Below are 21,598 nucleotides of genomic sequence, written 5' to 3'. Positions count from 1 at the left end.
CGGCCCGCCGCGATGCCGCGCATCAGCTCGGCCAGCGCGCCGGTGTCGAAGTCGTCCTGCAGGCACTCGCGCGTCGCCTCGAGCAGGATCGGGAAGTCGGGGTACTGCGCCGCGACCGACAGCAGCTGCGCGGCGCGCTGGCGCTGCTGCCACAGCGGGCTGCGCCGGTCCGGCCGACGCCGGGGGAGCAGGAGCGCGCGCCCGGCGGCCTCGCGGAAGCGTGCGCCGAACAGCGCCGACGAGCCGAGCTCGGCGCGGACCTGCGCGACGACGTCGTCGGCGTCGACGAGCAGGTCCGCCAGGTCGAGGCCGGGCCCGCCGCCGACCGCGGCCACGTCGCCACGCCCGTCGAGCGGCCACGCCTCGTCCAGCTCGGCGTCGAGCATGTCCGGCAGCCGCAGGACGATGCCGTCGTCGGAGTGCATCGCCGCGGCGTCCACGCCGTAGCGCTCGCGCAGCCGTGCGCCCAGCACGACCGCCCACGGGGCGTGCACGCGTGCGCCGTAGGGCGAGTGGATGACGATGCGCCAGTCGCCGAGCTCGTCGCGGAACCGCTCGACGACGACCGCGGTGTCGCTCGGCACCTCGCCCGTCGCCGCGCGCTGCTCGCGCAGGTAGGCGAGCAGGTTGTCGGCCGCCCACGCGTCGAGGCCGGCCGCCGTCGCCGCGAGCCGCGCGTCCTCGTCGTCGAGCGCGACGAGCTCGCGCACCCACGCACCCATCGCCTGCCCGAGCGCCGCTGGCCGGCCGGGGGAGTCGCCCTTCCAGAACGGCAGGCGCCCCGGCAGGCCTGGCGCGGGCGAGACGAGCACGCGGTCGGTCGTGATCTCCTCGATCCGCCACGTGCTGGACCCGAGCGTGAAGGTGTCGCCCGCACGCGACTCGTAGACCATCTCCTCGTCGAGCTCACCCACGCGCTTGCCGCCGCGCGTCCGGCCGCCCGAGACCTCGGGGTCCACCGGGACGCCGTCCGCGGAGCCCGACGCCAGGAACACGCCGTACAGCCCGCGGTCGGGGATCGTCCCGCCGCTGGTGACCGCGAGCCGCAACGCGCCGGGGCGGCCCGTGAGGACGTCGCGCACGCGGTCCCACACGAGGCGGGGGCGCAGCTCGGCGAACTCCTCGCTGGGGTAGCGCCCGGCGAGCATGTCGAGCACGGCCCGCAGCGTCGCGTCGCCGAGCTGGGCGAACGGCGAGGCGCGCCGGACCACGCGCGCGAGCTCGTCCACGGGCCAGTCGTCGACCGCGACCATCGCCACGACCTGCTGCGCGAGCACGTCGAGGGGGTTGCTCGGTACCGACAGCGGCTCGAGCTCGCCCGTGCGCATGCGCTGAGCGGTGACCGCCGCCGCGACGAGCTCGCCGCGGTACGTCGGGAACACCACGCCGCGCGATACCGCGCCGACCTGGTGCCCCGCGCGGCCGATGCGCTGCAGCCCGCTCGCGACCGACGGCGGGGCGCCGACCTGCACGACCAGGTCGACGGCGCCCATGTCGATCCCGAGCTCGAGCGAGCTCGTCGCGACGACGGCAGGCAGTACGCCCGCCTTGAGCTCCGACTCGGTGCGGGTGCGCTCCGCACGGCTCATCGACCCGTGGTGGGCGCGCGCGAGGATGCCCTGGGCGTCGCGCGTGTCGACTCCGACGCCCGTCCCGGACTGACCGGGCACCGCAGCGGCCCGCAGCTCGCCCGGGTCGGCGACGTCGAGGCCCTGCCGCTCGGCCCACACCTCGTTCATGCGGGACGTGAGGCGCTCGGCGCCGCGCCGCGAGTTCGTGAAGACGAGGGTCGAGCGGTGCTCGGCCACGAGGTCGACCACGCGCTCCTCGACGTGCGGCCAGACCGACGCGCGGCGGTGCGGGCGGGCCGCGGGACCCGACAGGTCGGGACCGTCGTCGGCCGTGGAGTCGTCGCCCGTGGGTGCGGTCGCGAGGTCCGTCAGGTCGGGGACGGGTACGACGACGTCGACGGCGATCTTCTTGGTCGAGGGCGGCTGCACGACGACGACCTCGCGGCCGCCCTCGTGCGCCTGCCGCGCGCCCGCGAGGAACGCCGCGACCGGCTCGACCGGCCGGACGGTCGCGGACAGCCCGATCCGCTGCGCCGGTGCGTGCCCGCCCGCCTCCAGGAGGGCGTCGAGCCGCTCGAGCGACAGCGCGAGGTGCGCACCCCGCTTGGTGCTCGCGACGGCGTGGATCTCGTCGAGGATGACCGACTGCACGCCCGCGAGCCCCGCGCGCGCGGCGGACGTGAGCACCAGGTAGAGCGACTCGGGGGTGGTGATGAGCACGTCGGGCGGGCGCGTCGCGAACGTCCGGCGCTCGGACGGCGGCGTGTCGCCCGTCCGGATGCCCACCGTGACGTCCGGCAGCGTCGTGCCGAGCCGGGTCGCGGCCTGGCGGATCCCGACGAGCGGAGAACGCAGGTTGCGCTCGACGTCGGTCGCGAGCGCCTTGAGCGGGGAGACGTACAGCACGCGGCAGCGCAGCGCCGGGTCGTCGGGCGGGCTGCCGGTGAGCAGGCCGTCCAGGGCCCACAGGAAGGCCGCGAGCGTCTTGCCCGAGCCGGTGGGCGCCACGACGAGCGCGTGCCGCCCGCTCGAGACCGCGTCCCACGCACCGAGCTGGGCAGCGGTCGGCTCGGCGAACGCGCCCGAGAACCACGACCGGGTCGGCTCGGAGAACCGGGTGAGCACCACGGCGCCATCGTCGCAGGCCGCACCCACACGCGCTGCGCTCCGGCGCGGTCGGACCGACGTCGACTGCGAGCACCCCCCGGTCCGTGACAGGCTGACGCCGTGAGGTACAGCGAGTTCTGGGAGCTGGTCGAGGAGGTCCTCGGCAGCGCGCACGGGCGCGAGCTCGTCGCGACGCTCGTCCTCGGCGCGCTCGAGAACCGGACGGCCGCGGCCGCGCTCGAGGACGGGGAGGACCCGCGCTCGGTGTGGCACGCGCTGTGCGACGAGCTGCAGATCCCCGAGTCGCGCAGGTGGGGGGCCGACGAACGCCGACCTGCGCCGCCGCGCCGCTGATCGGACGGTGAGCCCCGGGTGAGCGAACGCGCGGACGGCTCCGTCGAGTCGCGCCCGGACCGGCGCGCGTGGCGGCCGACGCTCGCGGACCTCGGCGACGCGCTCGCGGGACTCGTCGCGACGGCCGGCGGGCTGGCGATCGCGGTCGCGGTCGTCGACGGCGTCGAGGCCGACCGTGCGTCGGCCGTGCTGGTCGTCGCGCTGCTGGTGTTCGGTGGCGACCTCGTCCTGCGCGCGCCGCTGCGGGGCCTCGCGCGCGTCCTGGGGGCGATGGGTGCCCTCGCGCTGGGGCTCGTCGCGCAGGTCGCGCTCGCGTGGGCCGCCCTGCAGCTCGTCCCCGGGATCCGTGTGACGTCGGGCTGGGCCGTGATCGGGGTGCTGACGATCGCCGCGGTGGTCATGGCCGCGGGGCGGTGGCTGATCGGGGCCAACGACTCGGACTACGTGATCTCGGACGTCCTGCGCCGCGCGCGCCGCAAGGCCCGGCGCACGCCCGCGCGTGCGGTCGACGGACGGCCCGCGGGCCTGCTCGTCGTGCAGCTCGACGGCGTGGCCCACCCGGTGCTGCGCGAGGCCATCGAGGCCGGTCTCGCGCCCACGATGGCGCGCTGGCTCGAGGAGGGCTCCCACCAGCTCGAGACCTGGTGGGCACGGGTGCCGTCGACCACGCCCGCGAGCCAGGCGGGCCTGCTGCACGGCGACTCGAGCGAGATCCCCGCGTTCCGCTGGTGGGACCGGGACCTGCGACGCCTCGTCGTGACGAACCACCCGGCCGACGCGGCGCTCGTCGAGCAGCGCCTGACGAACGGGCACGGCCTCCTCGCGGGCGGTGGCACGGCGGTCTCGGCGATGTTCACGGGCGACGCCGAGCGCGCCTACGTCGTCATGAGCCGCACGCGCAACCGCGGGCCGGACGGCTCGGGCGCGGGGCTGGGGCCGGGTGCGGAGTTCGTGCGGTTCTTCGCGAGCCCGTTCGTGCTCGCCCGCGCGGTCTCGCTCACGTTCGGCGAGGTCGTCAAGGAGCTGTACCAGGCGCGGCGCCAGCACGTGCGCGACGTGCGGCCGCGGATCTCGCGCGGCGGCTGGTACGTGCTCCTGCGGGGCGTGACCAACGTGCTCATGCGGGACCTGTCGACCTCGCTCGTCGCCGAGGCGCTCGTGCGCGGCGACCCGACCGTGTTCGTCGACCTCGTCGACTACGACGAGATCGCCCACCACGCGGGTCCGACGCGGCCGGAGTCGCTGCGTGCGCTCGAGGGGCTCGACCGCGTGCTGCGCACGCTCGAGCAGGCAGTCCTGGTCGCGCCCCGTGACTACCGCGTCGTCGTGCTGTCCGACCACGGGCAGGCGCTCGGCGAGACCTTCGAGCAGCTCGAGGGCCGCAGCCTGATCGATGTCGTGCGCGAGCTCATGGCCCGGCCCGACGCGAGCGGGCTGGAGAGCGGGACGGGTGAGGACTGGGGGCCGCTGAACGCGCTCGTGACGAGCGTGGTGGGCTCGGGCGGGAGCCGGGCGATGGGACCCGACGCCGGGCGTGCGTCGCGTCGCCCGCCGGGCGAGGGGACGCCCGAGCCCCCCGAGCTGGTCGTCGTCGGGTCCGGGAACCTGGGGCTCGTGTGGTTCCCGCGCGTGGACCACCGGCTCGTGCTCGAAGAGCTGCAGGACCGCTGGCCCGCGCTCGTCGCCGGGCTCGCGGCGCGACCGGGGGTCGGCGTGGTCGTGGTCGACACGCGTGAGCGGGGGCTCGTCGCGTTCGGCGCTCGCGGGCTCGCGCTGCTCGAACCGCGCGAGGGCGACCATGACGTCGAGGGCGAGGACCCGCTCGCGCCCTACGGGCCCCGCGCTCGCGCGGACCTGGCGCGCGCCGCGCGGCTGCCGCACACCGGCGACCTGCTCCTGGTCTCGACGGTCACCGCACGCGGTCACGTGCACGCGTTCGAGGGGCAGGTCGGGTCGCACGGCGGGATCGGCGGGCACCAGAACAGCGCGATGCTCCTGCACCCGACCGACTGGCCCGTGGACGACGACCTGCGCGAACGGGTCGGGGACGACGAGCTGCTCGTCGGCGCCGAGGCGGTGCACGCACAGCTCGTGCGGTGGGCGCAGCGGCACGGGGTGCGGGAGGTGTGACGTGGACGGATCCCGGCACGTGAGCGTGGCGGCCGGTGCCTCGGGCGCGACCGGCGTCGACCCGGACGTCGCGGTCGGCATCGACCCCGTCGCGGCGGGACCCGCCCCGGGCGCGGCGCGGGAGGTCACCGTGCGGTGGCTGGGGCACGCGAGCGTCGTGCTCGACCTGCCGGTGCCCGACGAGCGCACCTCGGGCACGCGGCGGGTGCGGGTGCTCACGGACCCCTTGCTGCGGCGGCACGCCGGTCTGCTGCGCCGGCGCGGGGGAGCGCCGCGGAGCGAGGACTGGGGCGACGCGGACGCCGTGCTGGTCTCGCACCTGCACCACGACCACGCCGAGCTCGGCTCGCTCGAGCTCGTCCCCGACGTGCCCGTGGTCACCGCGCCGAGCAACGCGCACTGGCTGCGTCATCACGATGTGCGGGCGGTCGGGGTCGCGGAGGGCGCGTGGTGGCAGGTGCCCGGCGCCCCGGTGTGGGTGCGTCCGGTCACCGCGGTGCACGGTCATCGACCGATGCCGCACCGACCCAATGCGGCCGTGGGGTTCCTCGTGGTCGCGCCCAGCGCGCGGGTGTGGTTCGCGGGGGACACGGCGCCGTTCGCGCAGATGGCCGAGCTCACCGAGCTGGCCGGCGGCCCGATCGACCTCGCGCTGGTGCCGGTGGGGGGCTGGGGGCCGCGGCTGTCCGGCGGGCACATGGACCCCGTCCAGGCGGCGCACGCGGTCGAGGTGGTCGAGGCGTCGACGGCCGTCCCGGTGCACTGGGGCACGCTGCACGCCCCCGTGTCCCGGCACCTGCCCCCCGGGTGGATGGACGCCGCGGGCCCGGCCTTCGCGGCGGCGGTCGCGCGGGGCTCGGGGCGGTGCGCGGTGCACGTCCTCGCGCCCGGCGAGCAGGTCCGGCTGCCCGTCGCGTGACGCCACGACGAGCCGCGCGACACGCGTGCGGCGTGTCGCGCGCGATCGAACGTCTGTTCGGTAGTGTGGGCCGTGGTGACGACGACCGTGTCGTCCACCCGTCCCCAGGCCGGGCCCGCACAGGGTCCGTCCCCAGGGTCGGCGGGCGGCGCGGACGGTGTGTCGGTGGTCGGGCATAGCGTCACCGCGACGAAGAGACCAGCCCCCGCAAGGCGCAGCGTGACGCGCTGCCGAGACGAAGGTGAGCACCATGCCTCCTGCACCCCAGGACCGCGAGAAGGCCCTCGAGGCCGCCCTGTCCCAGATCGACCGTCAGTTCGGCAAGGGCTCGATCATGCGCCTCGGCGACGAGGGCCGCGCCCCCGTCGAGGTGATCCCGACCGGCTCGATCGCGCTCGACGTCGCGCTCGGCATCGGCGGTCTGCCGCGCGGTCGCGTCGTGGAGATCTACGGCCCGGAGTCCTCCGGGAAGACGACCGTCGCGCTCCACGCCGTGGCCAACGCCCAGAAGGCGGGCGGCATCGCGGCGTTCATCGACGCCGAGCACGCGCTCGACCCGGAGTACGCCAAGAAGCTCGGCGTCGACACCGACGCGCTCCTCGTGTCCCAGCCGGACACCGGTGAGCAGGCGCTCGAGATCATGGACATGCTGATCCGCTCGGGCGCGATCGACATCGTCGTCATCGACTCGGTCGCGGCTCTCGTGCCCAAGGCCGAGATCGAGGGCGAGATGGGTGACAGCCACGTCGGGCTCCAGGCGCGCCTCATGTCGCAGGCGCTGCGCAAGATCACGGGTGCCCTCAACCAGTCGGGCACGACCGCGATCTTCATCAACCAGCTCCGCGAGAAGATCGGCGTGTTCTTCGGATCGCCTGAGACGACGACCGGTGGCAAGGCGCTGAAGTTCTACGCGTCCGTGCGCATGGACATCCGGCGCATCGAGACCCTCAAGGAGGGCACCGAGGCCGTCGGCAACCGCACGCGCGTCAAGGTCGTGAAGAACAAGATGTCGCCCCCGTTCAAGCAGGCGGAGTTCGACATCCTGTACGGCGTCGGGATCTCGCGTGAGGGCTCGCTCATCGACCTCGGCGTCGAGCACGGCTTCGTCCGCAAGTCCGGCGCGTGGTTCACCTACGAAGGTGACCAGCTCGGGCAGGGCAAGGAGAACGCGCGCAAGTTCCTGCGCGACAACCCCGACCTGGCCGACGAGCTCGACAAGAAGATCAAGGAGAAGCTCGGCATCGGCGCCCGGGTCGACGCGCCGGCCGATCCCGCGGCCGCGGTCGACTTCTGACCGCATGACCGGTGACTCGGTCGACGACGTGGTGACGGGCTGACATGGCACGACGTGACACGGCACCCCGTCGGCGGCGCTCCCAGGAGCCGCCGTCGACGGGCGCCGCGGCCATGGACGCGGAGCCGGACCCCGAGTCCGTCGCGCGTGCCATCGCCTTGCGCCAGCTGACGAGCGCCCCCCGCAGCCGCTCCCAGCTCGAGGAGGCGATGGCGCGCCGCGACGTTCCCGAGGACGTCGCGGCGCGTGTGCTCGACCGGTTCACCGAGGTCGGTCTCGTCGACGACGCCGAGTACGCGCGCATGCTCGTGCGGACCCGCCACGCCGAACGCGGGCTCTCGCGGCGCGCGATCGCCGTCGAGCTGCGGCGTCGGGGGATCGACGAGGAGACGGCGACGGCCGCGCTCGAGCAGGTGGACGCCGACGACGAGACGCAGGCCGCCCGGGCGCTGGTCCGGCGCAAGCTGAGGGCGACCGCGAGCCTGGACACCGAGACGCGGCTGCGCCGCGTGGTGGGCACGCTCGGACGCAAGGGTTACGCGCCCTCGCTGGTCCTGCGCCTCGCGCGCGAGGAGCTCGCGGCGGAGGGCGCCGACCCCGCGCCGGACGACGACCCGTGGCCCGCCACGGAGTGACCGCCGACTGACCGTCGGCGGGCGCGCCAAGGCCCAGCGCGTCGCGCCCTGACGAGGACCCTGGGCTCGGCCAGCCCGCTGCGCGTGACCCACTCGGCTCCCGATCGGGTGTCGGGTTCGGCCGGCCGTGCAGGGTGTCGCGAGCCACACGGGACGGCGCGTGCGCGAGAATGTTCCAGCCGCGGCGTGCCCCGGCACGGTGAGACGGCGGGTGCGGCCCGTTCGACGAGCCGCCCGATGCCGCAGCAGCGGCCGGACGAGCGGGAGGTGCGCGTGGGAGAGGGCGGGATCGCCACTGTCGTGGGGCTGCTCGGCGCGTGCCTCGTCGCCCTCATCCTCGTCCTCCTCGCGCGTCGCGAGGCGAGCGCCCAGCGTGAGCAGGCCGAGAAGGACGTCGCGGAGATCAAGGACGAGGCCCGCGCTCTGCTGGCCACGGCGGAGCGGCGCGAGCAGCGCGCGCGCGAGCGTGACGAGACCGCCGCCGCCGCGCAGGCGGCTGCCGCCGAGGCCGAGCAGAAGGCGCGCGAGCACGAGCGCGTCGCTGCGCAGTCCGAACGCGCCGCGGAGCGCGCGCTCGGGGCCGCCGAGCGCGACGCCGCCGCCCAGCTCGCGCACGCGCACGAGCAGGCCCGCGCTGCGATCGACGAGGCGCAGGACAAGGCGCGCGTCGAGCTCGAGTCGGTGACCGGCCTGACCATCGACGAGGCCCGCGACGCGCTCACGCGGCGCATCACCGAGCAGGCGCAGAACGAGGCGTCGTCCTACGTGCGCCGTGCCGAGGCGCAGGCCCGCCGGACCGCCGAGGCGCGGGCCCGACGCATCGTCGCGACCGCTGTGCAGCGCACGGCCGTCGCGACCAGCGCGCAGTCCGGGCTGACGGTGCTGCCCTTGCCCTCGGACGAGATGAAGGGCCGGATCATCGGCAAAGAGGGCCGCAACATCCGGTCGTTCGAGGCGCTGACCGGGGTCAACGTGCTGGTCGACGAGCAGCCGGACGCCGTGGTCCTGTCGTGCTTCGACGCGGAGCGCCGTGAGGTCGCGCAGGTCGCGCTCGAGGCGCTCATGGCCGACGGCCGCATCCACCCGCAGCGCATCGAGGCGGCGTACGCCGAAGCACTCGCGGGTGCGGACGAGCGCGCGGTCGCCGCGGGCCACGATGCGGCCGAGCGGGCGGGAGTCGCCGACCTGCATCCCGTGCTCGTCCGCGCGCTCGGGCGGTTGCGGTTGCGCACGTCGTACGGGCAGAACGTGCTCGAGCACCTCGTGGAGTGTGCGTTGCTCGCCGGTTCGCTCGCCGCGGAGCTGGGTGCGAACGAGGCGGTTGCGCGTCGGGCTGCGTTCCTGCACGACCTGGGCAAGGCGCTCACCAACGAGGTCGCCGGCACGCACGCGGCCGTGGGTGCCGATCTCGCACGCCGTCACGGCGAGAGCGACATCGTGGTCAACGCCATCGCGGCGCACCACGACGAGGTGCCGCTCGAGACGGTCGAGGGCGTGGTCGTCCAGGTCGCGGACGCCATCTCGGCGGCTCGGCCGGGAGCGCGGCGCCAGGAGCTCGACCAGTACGTCGAGCGGATGGACAAGCTGGAGAGCCTCGTGGCGGCGCACGACGGTGTGCGCCGGGCTCTGGCGATGTCGGCGGGCCGTGAGGTCCGCGTGGTCGTCGAACCGTCCGAGGTGGACGACGCGGCGCTGCCGCAGCTCGCGGTCGCGATCGCCCGGCACATCGAGGCTGACCTGTCGTACCCGGGCGAGATCCAGGTCACCGTCGTGCGGGAGATCCGGGCGAGCGCGACCGCAGGCTGACCCAGCCAGGACGCGTCAGTCGCGCGCCGTGACGGCCAGGCTCGGTGCCTCGACGCGCGTCTTGCCCGCCGTGCGGCGGCCGACGCGTCCGGCGAGCGCTTCGGCGAGCCGCGTGAGCAGCCAGTTGATGACGATGAAGACGACGGCCGCGACGACGAGCGCCTGCAGGATGTTGCCGTTGCCCGACCCGAACCGCCGCGCGGCTGCGAGCAGCTCCGGGTAGGTGATGATCGCGCCGAGCGCGGTGTCCTTGAGGATCACGACGAGCTGGCTCGCGATCGCGGGCAGCATCGCGATGATCGCCTGGGGGACCTCGACGAGGCGAAGCGACTGCGACCGACGCAGGCCGATCGCGAGCGCCGCCTCGCGCTGGCCCCGGGGCAGCCCGTGCACGCCGGAACGCACGAGCTCGGCGAACACCGAGCCGTTGTAGAGCGTCAGGCCCAGCACGACCGCGACGAGCGGCAGGTCCTTCGGCGAGACGATGTCGAGCCGGGGGATCGCCATGTAGAAGAACACCATCATGATCAGCACCGGGACCGCGCGGAAGAACTCCACGACGCCCCCGGACAGCGCGCGCACGGTGCGGGACGCGGAGAGTCGTCCGAGTCCGAACACCAGCCCGAACACGCCCGCCGTGACGATCGACAGGCCCGCCGCGACGAGGGTCTGGCGAAGGCCGGGCAGGAAGAAGTTCTCCCAGGCGTTCGCCGTGAACAGCGGGCTCCAGAGGTCGGCGTCGAGCTGGCCCTTGCGGTTCAGCAGGACCAGCGCGTAGAAGCCGATCCCCGCGACGACGAGCGTCGCCCCGACGTTGACCCACACCATCCGGCGCCGGGCCCGCGGACCCGGTGCGTCGAAGAGGACCGAGCCGCTCATCGCGCCACCGCCAGACGCCGCGACAGGCTCGTCGTCGCCAGACCGATCGGGACGACGATGAGCACGAAGCCGAACGCGAAGACCAGGAAGATCGCCACCATCAGGTCGGGCCGGAACTCGATCATCTGCTTGAGCAGGCCGGAGGTCTCGGCGACGGACCCGGCGGCGGCGACCGTCGAGTTCTTGGTGAGCGCGATGAGCACGTTGCCGAGCGGTGCGACCGCGCCGCGGAAGGCCTGCGGCAGGATCACGAGCCGCGCCGAGTCGCCGAACCCGAGGCCGATCGCGCGCGCGGCCTCGGCCTGCCCGACGGGCACGGTGTTGACGCCCGAGCGCAGCGCCTCGCACACGAACGCGGCGTGGTACACGGTCAGCCCGAGCACCGAGAGCCAGAAGAAGTTGCGCTGGAAGTCCGACGACAGCGTGATCCCCAGCTGCCCCCAGAGGCCGAGCACGCAGAACACGATGATCACCGTCAGCGGTGTGTTCCGCAGCAGCGTGACGTACGTCGTGCCGGCCCAGCGCAGGCTCGGCACGGGTGAGATGCGCATGACCGCCAGGACCGTGCCGAGGACGAGGGCGAAGATCGCCGCGAAGAACGTGAGCTGGATGTTCACCCAGAACGCGCCGAGCACGTCGAACTCGTCGAACAACGACGCGAAGTCGTCCACCGGTCCTCCTGTCGTGGCGGGGTCTGGCGCGGACCGCGGGCCGGGCGACGACGCGAGCGCCGCTCGGCCCGCGGGCTCAGCGGCTCACGCGCAGGCGGCCGGCTCGGGCGGGTTGAGGTCGGCGTTCGGCTTGTACCCGGACGTGCTGACGTTGTCGTCGAGCGCCTTCTGCCACGAGCCGTCCTCGATCATGGCCTTGATCGCGTCGGTCACGGCCTGGCACTTGTCGGTGTCCTTGGGCAGCCCGACCCCGTAGTTCTCCTCGGAGAACGGGTTCCCGACGACCTTGACCTTGCCCTCGTTGGCCGGGATGGCGGCCAGGCCGGCGAGGATGATGTCGTCGGTGGTGACGGCGTCGACCGTGCCCGCCGTCAGCGCCGTGACGCACTCGCTGTAGCCGGGCTGCTCGAGCAGGTTGGTCCCGGCCGCGTGCTCGTCCTTGATGCGCTGCGCCGAGGTGGACCCCGTCACCGAGCACAGGTTCTTGCCGTCGAGGTCCTCGGGCCCCGTGATCGTGTCGTCGTCGACGGCCACCAGCAGGTCCTGCCCGGCGACGAAGTACGGCCCCGCGAACGAGACGACCTCCTTGCGGGCGTCCGTGATCGAGTACGTCGCGAAGATCATGTCGACCTGCTTGTTCTGCAGCATGGTCTCGCGCTGGGCCGAGGGTGACTCCACGAACTCGATGTCGTCCTCGGCGTAGCCGAGCTTGTCGGCGACGTACTTGGCCACGTCGACGTCGAAGCCCGTGTAGGTGTCGCCGTCCTTGAAGCCGAGACCCGGCTGGTCGAACTTGATGCCGATGCGGATGGTCCCGCCGCCGCTGTCGCCGCTGCTCCCGCCCGTGGCGTCGTCGGACGTGTCGCTGTCCGAGGAGCAGGCGGCGAGCGTGAGGGCGCCTGCGAGGGTGAGTGCGGTCGCCATGATTCGGGTGCGCATGGTGGTTCCCTTCGTGTCGGTTCTCAACGTGTCGTGCGGGAAGCCTCGGAGGGACGGTCGGGCAGGGTCGGCGGCGGCGTCAGTGGGTGAGGATCTTGGACAGGAAGTCGCGGGCGCGCTCGCTGCGCGGTGCGGTGAAGAACGTCTCGGGGTCCGCCTGCTCGACGATCTCGCCCGCGTCCATGAACACCACGCGGTGCGCGGCGCGACGCGCGAAGCCCATCTCGTGCGTGACGACGAGCATCGTCATGCCGTCGCGCGCGAGCCCGACCATGACGTCGAGGACCTCGTTGATCATCTCGGGGTCGAGCGCCGACGTCGGCTCGTCGAAGAGCATGACCTTCGGACCCATCGCCAGCGCGCGAGCGATCGCCACGCGCTGCTGCTGCCCGCCGGAGAGCTGCGCCGGGAGCTTGGCGGCCTGGTTGCCGACCCCGACACGCTCGAGCAGCTCGGTCGCTCGGGCCGTCGCCTCGGCCTTCTTCATGCCCTTGGCCTTGATCGGCCCGAGCGTGACGTTCTCCAGCACGGTCCGGTGCGCGAAGAGGTTGAACGACTGGAAGACCATGCCGACCTCGGCCCGCAGCCGTGCGAGGTCGCGGCCCTCCTCGGGCAGCTCGCGCCCGTCGATCACGATCGAGCCGGAGTCGATCGTCTCGAGACGGTTGATGGTGCGGCACAGCGTCGACTTGCCGCTCCCGGAGGGGCCGATGATGACGACGACCTCACCGCGCGAGACGGTCAGGTCGATGTCCTTGAGCACGTGCAGCGCACCGAAGTGCTTGTCGACTCCGCGCAGCTCGACGAGCGGGGGGCCGAGCTGCCCGGGCGCAGGTGCGGGCTCAGCCCCGGGTCCGGGTTCCGTCACGACGTCCGCCATCCGTCGAACGTAGGGGGAATTGTCCGATCCTGCATCCGTCGTGCGTCTCGATCCGGCAACATTCGTCGGGGCAACAGGCCGGTCAGGCGAACGGGTGACCTGCGGGAGCGTGCGGCAGGCGCGTCCATGCGGTTCCGGCGGGCACGGTCGTCGGCCGTACCCTGGTCGGTGATGTCCACGACCCTGCCCGCGCCCGACCACGCCCCGACCACGACCACGTCGGGCGGTTCTGCGCGCACGTACCTCGTCAAGACGCTCGGCTGCCAGATGAACGTGCACGACTCCGAGCACATGGCCGGCATGCTCGAGCAGGCGGGCTACGTCGCGGCCACGCCCGAGCAGGCGGCGTCCGAGGACGCCGACGTGATCGTCATCAACACGTGCGCGGTGCGCGAGAACGCGGCCGACAAGCTGTACGGGAACCTGGGCCGCCTGGCCCGCACCAAGCGCAGCCGCCCGGACATGCAGATCGCCGTCGGCGGGTGCCTCGCGCAGAAGGACCGCGCCGGCATCGTCGAGCGCGCACCCTGGGTCGACGTGGTGTTCGGCACGCACAACCTCGACGTGCTGCCGGTGCTGCTCGAGCGCGCGCGGCACAACGCGGCCGCGCAGGTGGAGATCGAGGAGTCGCTCAAGGTCTTCCCGTCGACGCTGCCCACGCGCCGCGAGTCCGTCTACGCGGGCTGGGTCTCCATCAGCGTCGGGTGCAACAACACGTGCACGTTCTGCATCGTGCCGCACCTGCGCGGCAAGGAGCGCGACCGGCGGCCGGGGGAGATCCTCGCCGAGGTCGAGGCCCTCGTCGCAACCGGCGCGATCGAGGTCACGCTGCTCGGGCAGAACGTGAACTCCTACGGTGTGGGCTTCGGCGACCGCGGTGCGTTCGCCAAGCTCCTGCGTGCCGTGGGCGCGATCCCCGGCCTCGAGCGGGTGCGCTTCACCTCGCCTCATCCCGCGGCGTTCACCGACGACGTCATCGAGGCGATGGCGGCGACGCCGACGGTCATGCCGTCGCTCCACATGCCCCTGCAGTCCGGCTCGGACCGGGTGCTGCGCGCGATGCGCCGCTCCTACCGGTCCGAGAAGTTCCTCGGCATCCTCGACCGCGTGCGCGCGGCCATCCCGCACGCGGCGATCACGACCGACATCATCGTCGGCTTCCCGGGGGAGACCGACGAGGACTTCGAGGACACGCTGCGCGTGGTCGAGGCCGCGCGGTTCTCCTCCGCGTTCACGTTCCAGTACTCGCAGCGGCCGGGGACGCCGGCCGCCGACCTGCCGGACCAGCTGCCCAAGGCGGTCGTGCAGGAGCGGTACGAGCGGCTGATCGCGCTCCAGGAGCGCATCTGTGCGCAGGAGAACGCGGCCCAGGAGGGTCGGGTCGTCGAGGTGCTCGTGGCGGAGGGCGAGGGGCGCAAGGATGGCGAGACGCGCCGGATCTCGGGGCGCGCCGCCGACAACCGTCTCGTGCACCTCGCGCTGCCGGCTGACCTCGACCCCGACGCCGCGCCCCGGCCGGGTGACCTCGTGACCGTTCAGGTGACGCACGGTGCACCGCACCACCTGGTCGCGGACTCCGCGCTCACGGGTGGGCCGTTCGCCGTGCGGCGCACGCGAGCCGGTGACGCGTGGCAGACGCGGCAGTCGGGCGACGACGAGCACGCGGGCGGGCACGGCGCAGACGCGTGCGGCACGGGCGCGGCGCCCGGTCCCGTCAGCCTCGGGATGCCGTCGCTCACCGTCCGCTGAGCTCGGGTACGACTGAGCTCGGGTACGGCTGAGCTCGGGTGCGACTGAGCTCGGGTGCGACTGCGCTCGGGTACGGCTGAGGACCGGTTCGACGAGCGCCAGTGCCGCCGAGCCGTCAGTTGTCCGGCACGTCCGGGGGCAGACCGCCGCCGGGGATGGTCGCCTCGAGCGCGGCGAACAGCTGCACGCCCGTGCCCAGCCCGCACGACAGGACCTGGGCGAGCTGGTTGTCGGTCGCGCCCGGCTCGAAGTCCGCGCTGACCTCGGAGTAGAGCGCGAGCATGCCCTCCTCCTCGCGGACGTACGCCTTGGGCCAGATGCGCTCGCGGTTCCAGTCGTTGAGCGCGAGCGAGACGGCCGCCCGCTGCTCGAGCGGCACCTGCCGGTGCCACCGTCCGCGCACCTGGACGATCTCGTCGTGCTCGCCGAGCAGCAGGAACCAGAACCGGCTGCCGTCCCACGTCCCGGTGAGGTCGCCGTCGTCGTCGACGATGAACCGGTAGCCCTTGTCGAGCAGGTAGTCGCCCACCCGGTCGCGCGTGACGGGCTGCGGCTCCTCGTCGTCGGCGGGAGCGTGCTTGGCGGGCTTCGGCAGCCCGCCCAGCACGCGCAGGAGCCAGCCCGGCCCGCTCACGGCACGCTCCCGGCCGGGTCGGGGTACTTCTCGTCGATCGCGTCGAAGAACATCGAGCCGGTCGACAGGCCGCAGAACAGCAGCTGCGAGAGCTGGGCGTCGGTCGCGCCGTGCTCGAGGTCGGTGGCGACCTCCGCGACGACGTGCACGCGACCGTTGTCCCGCACGCGCACGTACGCCTTGGGCCAGATGCGGTCGGCGTTCCACTCGTTGCACAGGTCGAGGACCTCCTCGAGGCGCTCGATCGCGATCTCGCGGTGCCACTGCCCGCGGATCTGCAGGATCTCCGCACGCTCGCCGAAGAGGAAGAAGTAGAACAACCGCCCGCGCCACAGCCCGCCGAGATCGCCGTCGTTGTCGACGAAGTAGCTGAAGTGGTTGTCGGCCATCCACGCCGCGATGCGCGCGGGGGTGACCGACCGGGGGTGCTCGGTCGCCGACTCGGCGACACCCAGCTCGCGCGCGAGCAGGCGCGTGACGTTCGCGTGCAGCTCGTCGTCGCTCGGCTCCATGCGTGGTTCCGGGGCGTCCCCGGACGCACGCCGACGACGCCACCACGGGCGGTGCTCGTCGGGCTGCGCGGCCATGGGGCGACACTACCCGCGCGCGTCGGGGGGATCGCGGTGGCCGTCCCAGAGCGTGGACGGCGTGGCGCGTCGTGGTGCGGCGGGTGCCGCCGGGTTCGCGGGTGTCGTGGGGTGCGGGCTAGTGTCGCGAGGACCCGCGAGCCGGGTCCCGGAACGACGACGAGGACGGTGCCCATGGGCTTCTTCAGCAAGCACGACGCGCCGGAGCCGGCCCCTGCCGCGCCCGCGCCCGCGCTCGAGCCGTTGACGCACGAGCGCGTCACGGCGACGCTCGACGCCCACGGCTACCGGTACGCGATCGACTCGGACGGCGACATCGGCGGCATCTGGGACGACCACGTCTTCTACTTCGTGCGGATCGGAGCCGAGCGGGAGTTCCTGCAGGTCCGGGGTCGCTGGACGCGCCCGCTCGCGGCGTCGCGGTACCTCGAGGTCCTCAAGCTCGCGAACGCGTGGAACACCGACAAGGTCTTCCCGAAGACCTACGTGCGCGTCGAGGACGACCTGCTCGGGGTGTACGCGGAGCACGCGGTCGACTACCGGCCGGGGGTCGCGGACTCCCAGCTCGACCAGCACCTCGGCTGCGCGGTCTCCACGGCGCTCGCGTTCTTCTCCCACCTCGACGAGCAGTTCCCCGAGGCCGTCGAGGCGTTCCGGGCCCAGCGCTCCGCCGCCGCACGTGCCGCCGAGGACGCAGCCGCGCCGGGTGCCGCGAGCACCGACCCCGGCGGCACGGACCACGTCTGAGCCGCGCGGCACCGGCCCAGCGCCTGATCCGTCCCCGCGTAGGCCGTTCGAGCGGCCTGGCGCGTCCTGACCAGCCCGCGCTCGTCCGGCTCCTGCCCACGCGGCCCTCCCCGCCTGGTGACCGGAGCGCGCGGCGACCTCGGATAGCGTCACCTCATGCTGGTCGCCGCTGCTCTCGTCCCCGACACGGCGCTGCTGGTCCCCGGTGCGTCCGGTCGCACGGATCCTGCGGCCGGGCTGCGCGAGGTGGCGACGGCGGCGGTGCGGCGCGCGGTCGAGCACGCGGACCGCGTCGTGGTGGTCGCGCCCGGCAGGGCTGCTCGTCGGACGCCCGGGACCTCGCCGGAGGGGTCGGCAGCGCCGGGCGGTTCGGCGCACGCGAGAGCGGGGACGACGACGGTGCCCGCGGTCACTGTGGTCGGACAGGTGCGCGCCAGCCTCGCCGCCGCCGGGATCCCCGACCAGATGCTGGCGCAGGTCCCGCCGGCGGACCTCGTCGTCCCCGAGGAGGTGGCTGCGCGCCTCGGGCGCACGCACCGGGCGAGCGTCCCGACGGCGGTCGCGCTGCGGCTGCTGGCCGCCACGGGGCGCGGTGCGGCGCACGCCGTCGAGACCTGCGGGCGCGACGGGGTCGCGCTGCGCGCGCTCGGGTCCAGCCTGGTCTCGGCCCGGACGCGCACGGCGCTCGTCGTCGTCGGCTCGGCCTCGGGACGGCACGGCCCGGACGCGCCGCTCGCCGACGACCCCGAGGCGCTCGCCTACGACGACGCGCTCGTGGACGCCCTGCGCTCGGGGGAACCCGCGGCGCGCGAGCGGATCGCCGCGCTCGACCCCGTGCGTGCCGAGGCGCTCGCGGTCACCGGCTGGGGGCCGTGGCAGGTGCTCGTCGGCGCCACGGCGGCCGAGGTGCGGGCCGACGTCGAGGGGCTCGTGCTGCTCGGTGCGCAGCACGTCGTCGGGACCTGGCTGACGGGCGGCGCACGGTGAGCGCGCTCGTCGTCGCCGTCGTGGGGCCGACCGCGACCGGCAAGTCCGACCTGGCCGTCGCCCTCGCGCTCGCCCTGGGCGGCGAGGTGCTCAACGCCGACGCGCTCCAGCTGTACCGCGGCATGGACGTCGGCACCGCCAAGATGACGCTCGCCGAGCGTCGAGGCGTCCCGCACCACCTGCTCGACGTGCTCGACCCGCGCGAGGAGGCCTCCGTCGCGGACTACCAGGCGCTCGCGCGCGCGACGATCGACGACTGCGCCACGCGCGGTGTGCGCGTGGTCGCCGCGGGCGGGTCGGGCCTGTACGTGCGGGCGCTGCTCGACCACATGGAGTTCCCGGGTACCGACCCGGACGTGCGCGCGCGCCTCGAGGCTCGCGTCGAGGAGCACGGGTCGCGTGCCCTGCACGACGAGCTGGCGCGCCTGGACCCGATCGCGGCCGAGGCGATCGGGCCACGTAACGCGCGGCGCATCGTGCGTGCGCTCGAGGTCATCGAGCTCACCGGGCGGCGGTACTCCGCGTCGCTGCCGCAGCACGTGTACGAGGTCCCCGCGGTGCAGATCGGGCTCGACTGCGACCGCGCGGTCCTCGACGCCCGCGTCGCGGCGCGGACCGAGCACATGCTCGAGCGCGGGCTCGTCGCCGAGGTCGAGAGGTTGCTCGAGCACGGTCTGGGCCGCACCGCCGCACGCGCGGTCGGGTACGCGGAGACGGCAGCGATGCTGCGCGGCGAGCTCACGTCCGACGAGGCTCGTGACGCGATCACCGCCGGGACGCGCCGCCTGGCGCGCAAGCAGATGGGCTGGTTCGGCCGCGACCCGCGCGTGCACTGGCTCGACGCGCAGGACCCGGACCTGGTCGACCGGGCGCTCGCGCTCGTCGCCCAGGCGGACGCCGGACGGCTCGGCCCGGCCACCGACGACCCGGCACCCCGCCGTAGTCTGGGTTCATGACGACCGCCGTGGGCCCGTCCGTCGACGGACAGGCCGCCGCCCCACCCGCGCGCCCGGACGGGACCCTGCACGTGACCAAGGGTCACGGCACGCAGAACGACTTCGTCCTGCTCGACGACCGCGACGGTCACCTCGACCTGAGCGCCGACCTGGTGCGGGCGCTCGCGGACCGGCGTGCGGGCGTCGGGGGAGACGGCGTGATCCGGCTCGTCGCGAGCCGCCACGTGGTCGAGGGCGCCCCGCTGCTCGCCGACGCACCCGAGGCGCAGTGGTTCATGGACTACCGCAACGCGGACGGCTCGATCGCGGAGATGTGCGGGAACGGCGTGCGGGTGTTCGCCCTCTACCTCGACCGGCTCGGACTGTGGCCCGATGCCGACGAGGTCGCCGTCGGCACGCGCGCGGGCGTGATGCGCGTGCGGCGCGTCGCGGTGCCCGAGGGCGTCGGCGACGGCGCGTGGTTCGCGTTCGACATCGGCCGGTGGCACCTGCCCGGCGGTCGTGCCGCGGCCGAGGCCGGGTTCGACGCCGAGGTCGCGGTCACGGGGCTGGACGTCGTGCGACCGGCGCTGTCCGTCGACGTCGGCAACCCGCACAGCGTGCTCGCGCTGCCCGACGTCGCCGAGCTGGCCGCGGTCGACCTCACGCGCGCGCCGCAGGTGCAGCCGGTCCCGCCCCACGGCACGAACGTCGAGATCGTCGTCCCGCTCGGCGAGACGGTCGTCGACGGCCGCACGACGGGACGCGTGCGCATGCGGGTGCACGAGCGCGGCGTGGGGGAGACCCGCTCGTGCGGCACGGGTGCCGTCGCGGCAGCGATGGCGGTGCGCACGTGGGCGGGTGCCGACGCGCCTGACACCTGGCTCGTCGACGTGCCCGGCGGCACGGTCCGCGTCACCGCGCTGGGCGACGACCACGCCGAGCTGGCCGGTCCGGCCGTGCTCGTCGGCGAGATGGACGTCGACCTGACGGCGCTGCTCGGCCGGTGAGCGTGGCCGACCAGCAGGTCCTCACGCCGGACGACCTGGGAGTCCCGCTCGGCACGCGGGCGACGGTGGTCGAGCTGTCGAGCACGTTCTGCCAGCCGTGCCGGATGGCACGCGTGGTGCTGCAACGGGCCGTGGAGACCACCGACGGGGTGCGCCTGGTCGAGCTCGACGTCGCCGGGTCACGCGGCGAGCGGCTCGGGGCCCGCCTCGCCGTGCACAGCACGCCCACGGTGCTCGTGCTCGACGCGCACGGGCGCATCGTCGAGCGGACGGCCGGCGTCCCGCGGCTCGCTCATGTGCGTGCCACGCTCGACGCGGTCGGCGAGCCCGCAGCGTCCTGAGGCGCGCTCACCACCCGGGGCGTCACGCGGACGGCGACGAGCGCCGCGCCGGCGGCGAGCACCGACGTCAGCGCGAAGCACGCGGCGTACGGTGCGTCACCGCCGCGGGCCGAGAACGCTGCGAACAGCACCCCCGTCACCGCCAGCGAGAGCGACGCACCGATCGAGTCCGAGACGGACAGGGCGGAGCTGTTGGTGCCCGCGGCGCGGCCGGACGAGTACCGCAGCACGAGCACGGTCTGCCGCGCGTAGGTCAGACCCATGCCGAAACCCGCGACCGCCCACGCGGCGACGAGGACCGGGATCGGCGCGTGCGTCGCGGCACCCACGCCCGTGCCCGCGATACCCAGGGTGACGACGACCGTGCCGACCCGGATGGCCCGTGCGTGGGGGAGTCGCTCGCCCAGGCGCCCCTGCACCCACGCCGCACCCGCCCAGGTGAGCGCTGCGGCCGTCAGCGTCACGCCCGCGAACGTCGGCGAGACGTCGTACCGACGCGTCAGCAGGTAGGGCAGGTACACCTCGGCGCCGAAGAAGGCGCCCGCGAGCAGCCCGCGGTCGGCCACGATCGCGGGCAGCCCGCGGGCCGCTCGCAAGGTGCCGGGCGGGACGAGCCGGGACAGGGCAGCGAGCGCGACGGCGACGCCGCCGAGCGACGCCGCCACGGTCCCCGCGCCGCTGAGCTCGCCGCTGACGCCGAGCACGAGCACCGCCAGCGCGGCGAGCGCCGCCCACCCGATCCGGCGCGCGCTCGTCGTCGACGCGTCGTCGACGGGCTCCGCCCCGGGCTCGGGGGGCGCGGGGTGCTCGGGCGGTCCCACGGAGCGCACGCGGGCCAGCACGACGGCCGCGATGGGCGGGACGAGCACCGCCACGCCGAGGAACACCCACCGCCAGTCGGCGCGCTCGGTGACGAACCCCGCGACGGGCGGCCCGACGAGCGAGGGAATGACCCACGCCGCGGAGAACCCCGCGAAGACACGCGGGTGCAGCGCGCCGGGGTAGAGGCGCGCGACGACGACGTAGGAGACGACGGTGAGCGCGCCGCCGCCGAGGCCCTGCAGCAGCCGCCCGCCGGCCAGCACCGCCATCGTCGGCGCGGTCCCTGCGACCAGCAGCCCGGCGACGAAGGCGAGGGCGGCGGCCAGCAGGGGCCGCGCCGGTCCGACGCGATCCGCCCACGCCCCGGCGGCGACCATCCCGACCACGCCCGACGCGAGCGGGGCGGCGAAGGCCACGGCGTACAGAGCTGCGCCGTCGAGCTCGAGCGACACGGTCGGCATGACGGTCGTGACGGCGAGCGACTCGAAGGCGGCGAGGAACACGAGCGCGCACATGGCCCAGGTGGTCGTCCGCAGGCGGGCCCAGGTCGCGCGCGCGTCGTCGGTCACGACGGCGGGCATCGCAGCAGACTAGGCGTCGC

20 protein-coding genes are annotated in these 21,598 nt (G+C 74.3%); 12 read left to right on the top strand and 8 right to left on the bottom strand.

The features are described 5' to 3' along the window. Positions 1-2,699 (bottom strand): DEAD/DEAH box helicase (locus CGE01nite_RS06310; RefSeq protein ID WP_141369662.1); only part of this gene is annotated, 2,699 nt, incomplete at its 3' end. A gap of 99 nt (positions 2,700-2,798) precedes the next feature. Here CGE01nite_RS06310 and CGE01nite_RS06305 point away from each other — a divergent pair. The 6 genes from CGE01nite_RS06305 to rny all read left to right on the top strand — a co-directional run bounded on the left by CGE01nite_RS06305 (position 2,799) and on the right by rny (position 9,816). Next, positions 2,799-3,032, top strand: a complete 234-nt coding sequence (locus tag CGE01nite_RS06305) for a DUF3046 domain-containing protein (protein ID WP_048342928.1) — start codon at positions 2,799-2,801, stop codon at positions 3,030-3,032. Between the two features lie 18 nt (positions 3,033-3,050). Continuing rightward, a complete protein-coding gene (locus CGE01nite_RS06300) occupies positions 3,051-5,162 on the top strand; it encodes a phage holin family protein (protein ID WP_141369660.1) in 2,112 nt (703 codons plus the stop codon). A 1-nt stretch (position 5,163) separates the two neighbouring features. Further along, positions 5,164-6,081: an MBL fold metallo-hydrolase gene (locus CGE01nite_RS06295; RefSeq protein WP_307722632.1), complete on the top strand. Its 918-nt coding sequence runs from the start codon at positions 5,164-5,166 to the stop codon at positions 6,079-6,081. Between the two features lie 250 nt (positions 6,082-6,331). Beyond that, a complete protein-coding gene (gene recA, locus CGE01nite_RS06290; RefSeq protein WP_048342926.1) occupies positions 6,332-7,375 on the top strand; it encodes a recombinase RecA in 1,044 nt (347 codons plus the stop codon). A gap of 44 nt (positions 7,376-7,419) precedes the next feature. Next, the gene (locus CGE01nite_RS06285) at positions 7,420-8,010 is read left to right on the top strand and encodes a regulatory protein RecX (RefSeq protein ID WP_229747441.1); all 591 of its coding nucleotides are present in this window, start codon (positions 7,420-7,422) and stop codon (positions 8,008-8,010) included. Positions 8,011-8,247: 237 nt separating this feature from the next. Further along, a complete protein-coding gene (gene rny, locus CGE01nite_RS06280) occupies positions 8,248-9,816 on the top strand; it encodes a ribonuclease Y (RefSeq protein WP_170210909.1) in 1,569 nt (522 codons plus the stop codon). Between the two features lie 15 nt (positions 9,817-9,831). Here the strand turns inward: rny and CGE01nite_RS06275 are convergent, their stop codons facing one another. The 4 genes from CGE01nite_RS06275 to CGE01nite_RS06260 all read right to left on the bottom strand — a co-directional run bounded on the left by CGE01nite_RS06275 (position 9,832) and on the right by CGE01nite_RS06260 (position 13,185). Continuing rightward, positions 9,832-10,695: an amino acid ABC transporter permease gene (locus CGE01nite_RS06275; RefSeq protein WP_048342924.1), complete on the bottom strand. Its 864-nt coding sequence runs from the start codon at positions 10,693-10,695 to the stop codon at positions 9,832-9,834. Continuing rightward, positions 10,692-11,366, bottom strand: coding sequence for an amino acid ABC transporter permease (locus CGE01nite_RS06270; protein ID WP_048342923.1), 675 nt, complete (start codon positions 11,364-11,366; stop codon positions 10,692-10,694). Before CGE01nite_RS06270 ends, CGE01nite_RS06275 begins: the two co-directional genes overlap by 4 nt. A gap of 84 nt (positions 11,367-11,450) precedes the next feature. Then, positions 11,451-12,305, bottom strand: a complete 855-nt coding sequence (locus CGE01nite_RS06265) for a glutamate ABC transporter substrate-binding protein (protein ID WP_141369658.1) — start codon at positions 12,303-12,305, stop codon at positions 11,451-11,453. A gap of 79 nt (positions 12,306-12,384) precedes the next feature. Then, positions 12,385-13,185 carry an amino acid ABC transporter ATP-binding protein gene (locus CGE01nite_RS06260; protein ID WP_048342921.1) on the bottom strand — a complete coding sequence of 267 codons (801 nt, stop codon included), beginning with the start codon at positions 13,183-13,185 and terminating at the stop codon, positions 12,385-12,387. A gap of 171 nt (positions 13,186-13,356) precedes the next feature. Between CGE01nite_RS06260 and miaB the strand changes: the two genes are divergently transcribed. Then, positions 13,357-14,934: a tRNA (N6-isopentenyl adenosine(37)-C2)-methylthiotransferase MiaB gene (gene miaB, locus CGE01nite_RS06255; protein WP_048342920.1), complete on the top strand. Its 1,578-nt coding sequence runs from the start codon at positions 13,357-13,359 to the stop codon at positions 14,932-14,934. 115 nt (positions 14,935-15,049) lie between these two features. Here miaB and CGE01nite_RS06250 read toward each other — a convergent pair whose 3' ends face one another. Then, on the bottom strand, positions 15,050-15,568 hold the full coding sequence (locus tag CGE01nite_RS06250; protein ID WP_048342919.1) for a type III secretion system chaperone family protein: 519 nt from the start codon (positions 15,566-15,568) through the stop codon (positions 15,050-15,052). Further along, positions 15,565-16,155: a type III secretion system chaperone family protein gene (locus tag CGE01nite_RS06245; RefSeq protein ID WP_141369656.1), complete on the bottom strand. Its 591-nt coding sequence runs from the start codon at positions 16,153-16,155 to the stop codon at positions 15,565-15,567. Before CGE01nite_RS06245 ends, CGE01nite_RS06250 begins: the two co-directional genes overlap by 4 nt. Positions 16,156-16,329: 174 nt before the next feature. Here CGE01nite_RS06245 and CGE01nite_RS06240 point away from each other — a divergent pair, with 174 nt between their 5' ends. From CGE01nite_RS06240 to CGE01nite_RS06220, 5 genes are all read left to right on the top strand, one after another. After that, on the top strand, positions 16,330-16,902 hold the full coding sequence (locus tag CGE01nite_RS06240) for a type III secretion system chaperone family protein (RefSeq protein WP_141369654.1): 573 nt from the start codon (positions 16,330-16,332) through the stop codon (positions 16,900-16,902). A gap of 156 nt (positions 16,903-17,058) precedes the next feature. After that, entirely contained in the window at positions 17,059-17,889 is an 831-nt protein-coding gene (locus tag CGE01nite_RS06235) for a class III extradiol ring-cleavage dioxygenase family protein (protein WP_141369652.1), read from the top strand. Then, positions 17,886-18,845 carry a tRNA (adenosine(37)-N6)-dimethylallyltransferase MiaA gene (gene miaA / locus CGE01nite_RS06230; RefSeq protein ID WP_141369650.1) on the top strand — a complete coding sequence of 320 codons (960 nt, stop codon included), beginning with the start codon at positions 17,886-17,888 and terminating at the stop codon, positions 18,843-18,845. Before CGE01nite_RS06235 ends, miaA begins: the two co-directional genes overlap by 4 nt. After that, entirely contained in the window at positions 18,842-19,834 is a 993-nt protein-coding gene (gene dapF, locus CGE01nite_RS06225) for a diaminopimelate epimerase (protein WP_141369648.1), read from the top strand. Before miaA ends, dapF begins: the two co-directional genes overlap by 4 nt. Beyond that, entirely contained in the window at positions 19,831-20,175 is a 345-nt protein-coding gene (locus CGE01nite_RS06220; protein WP_229747440.1) for a TlpA family protein disulfide reductase, read from the top strand. The genes dapF and CGE01nite_RS06220 overlap by 4 nt, the downstream gene beginning before the upstream one ends. On the opposite strand, the gene CGE01nite_RS06215 is transcribed toward CGE01nite_RS06220, so the two are convergent. After that, entirely contained in the window at positions 20,127-21,578 is a 1,452-nt protein-coding gene (locus CGE01nite_RS06215; protein WP_141369646.1) for an MFS transporter, read from the bottom strand. The two genes, CGE01nite_RS06220 and CGE01nite_RS06215, sit on opposite strands and share 49 nt — an antisense overlap. Between the last annotated feature and the right edge of the window lie 20 nt (positions 21,579-21,598).

This window comes from Cellulomonas gelida, from assembly GCF_006538725.1.
Taxonomy (GTDB): domain Bacteria; phylum Actinomycetota; class Actinomycetes; order Actinomycetales; family Cellulomonadaceae; genus Cellulomonas; species Cellulomonas gelida.
The sequence above is the reverse complement of the archived record's forward strand: the minus strand, read 5'-3'. Positions and strand labels throughout refer to the sequence as shown.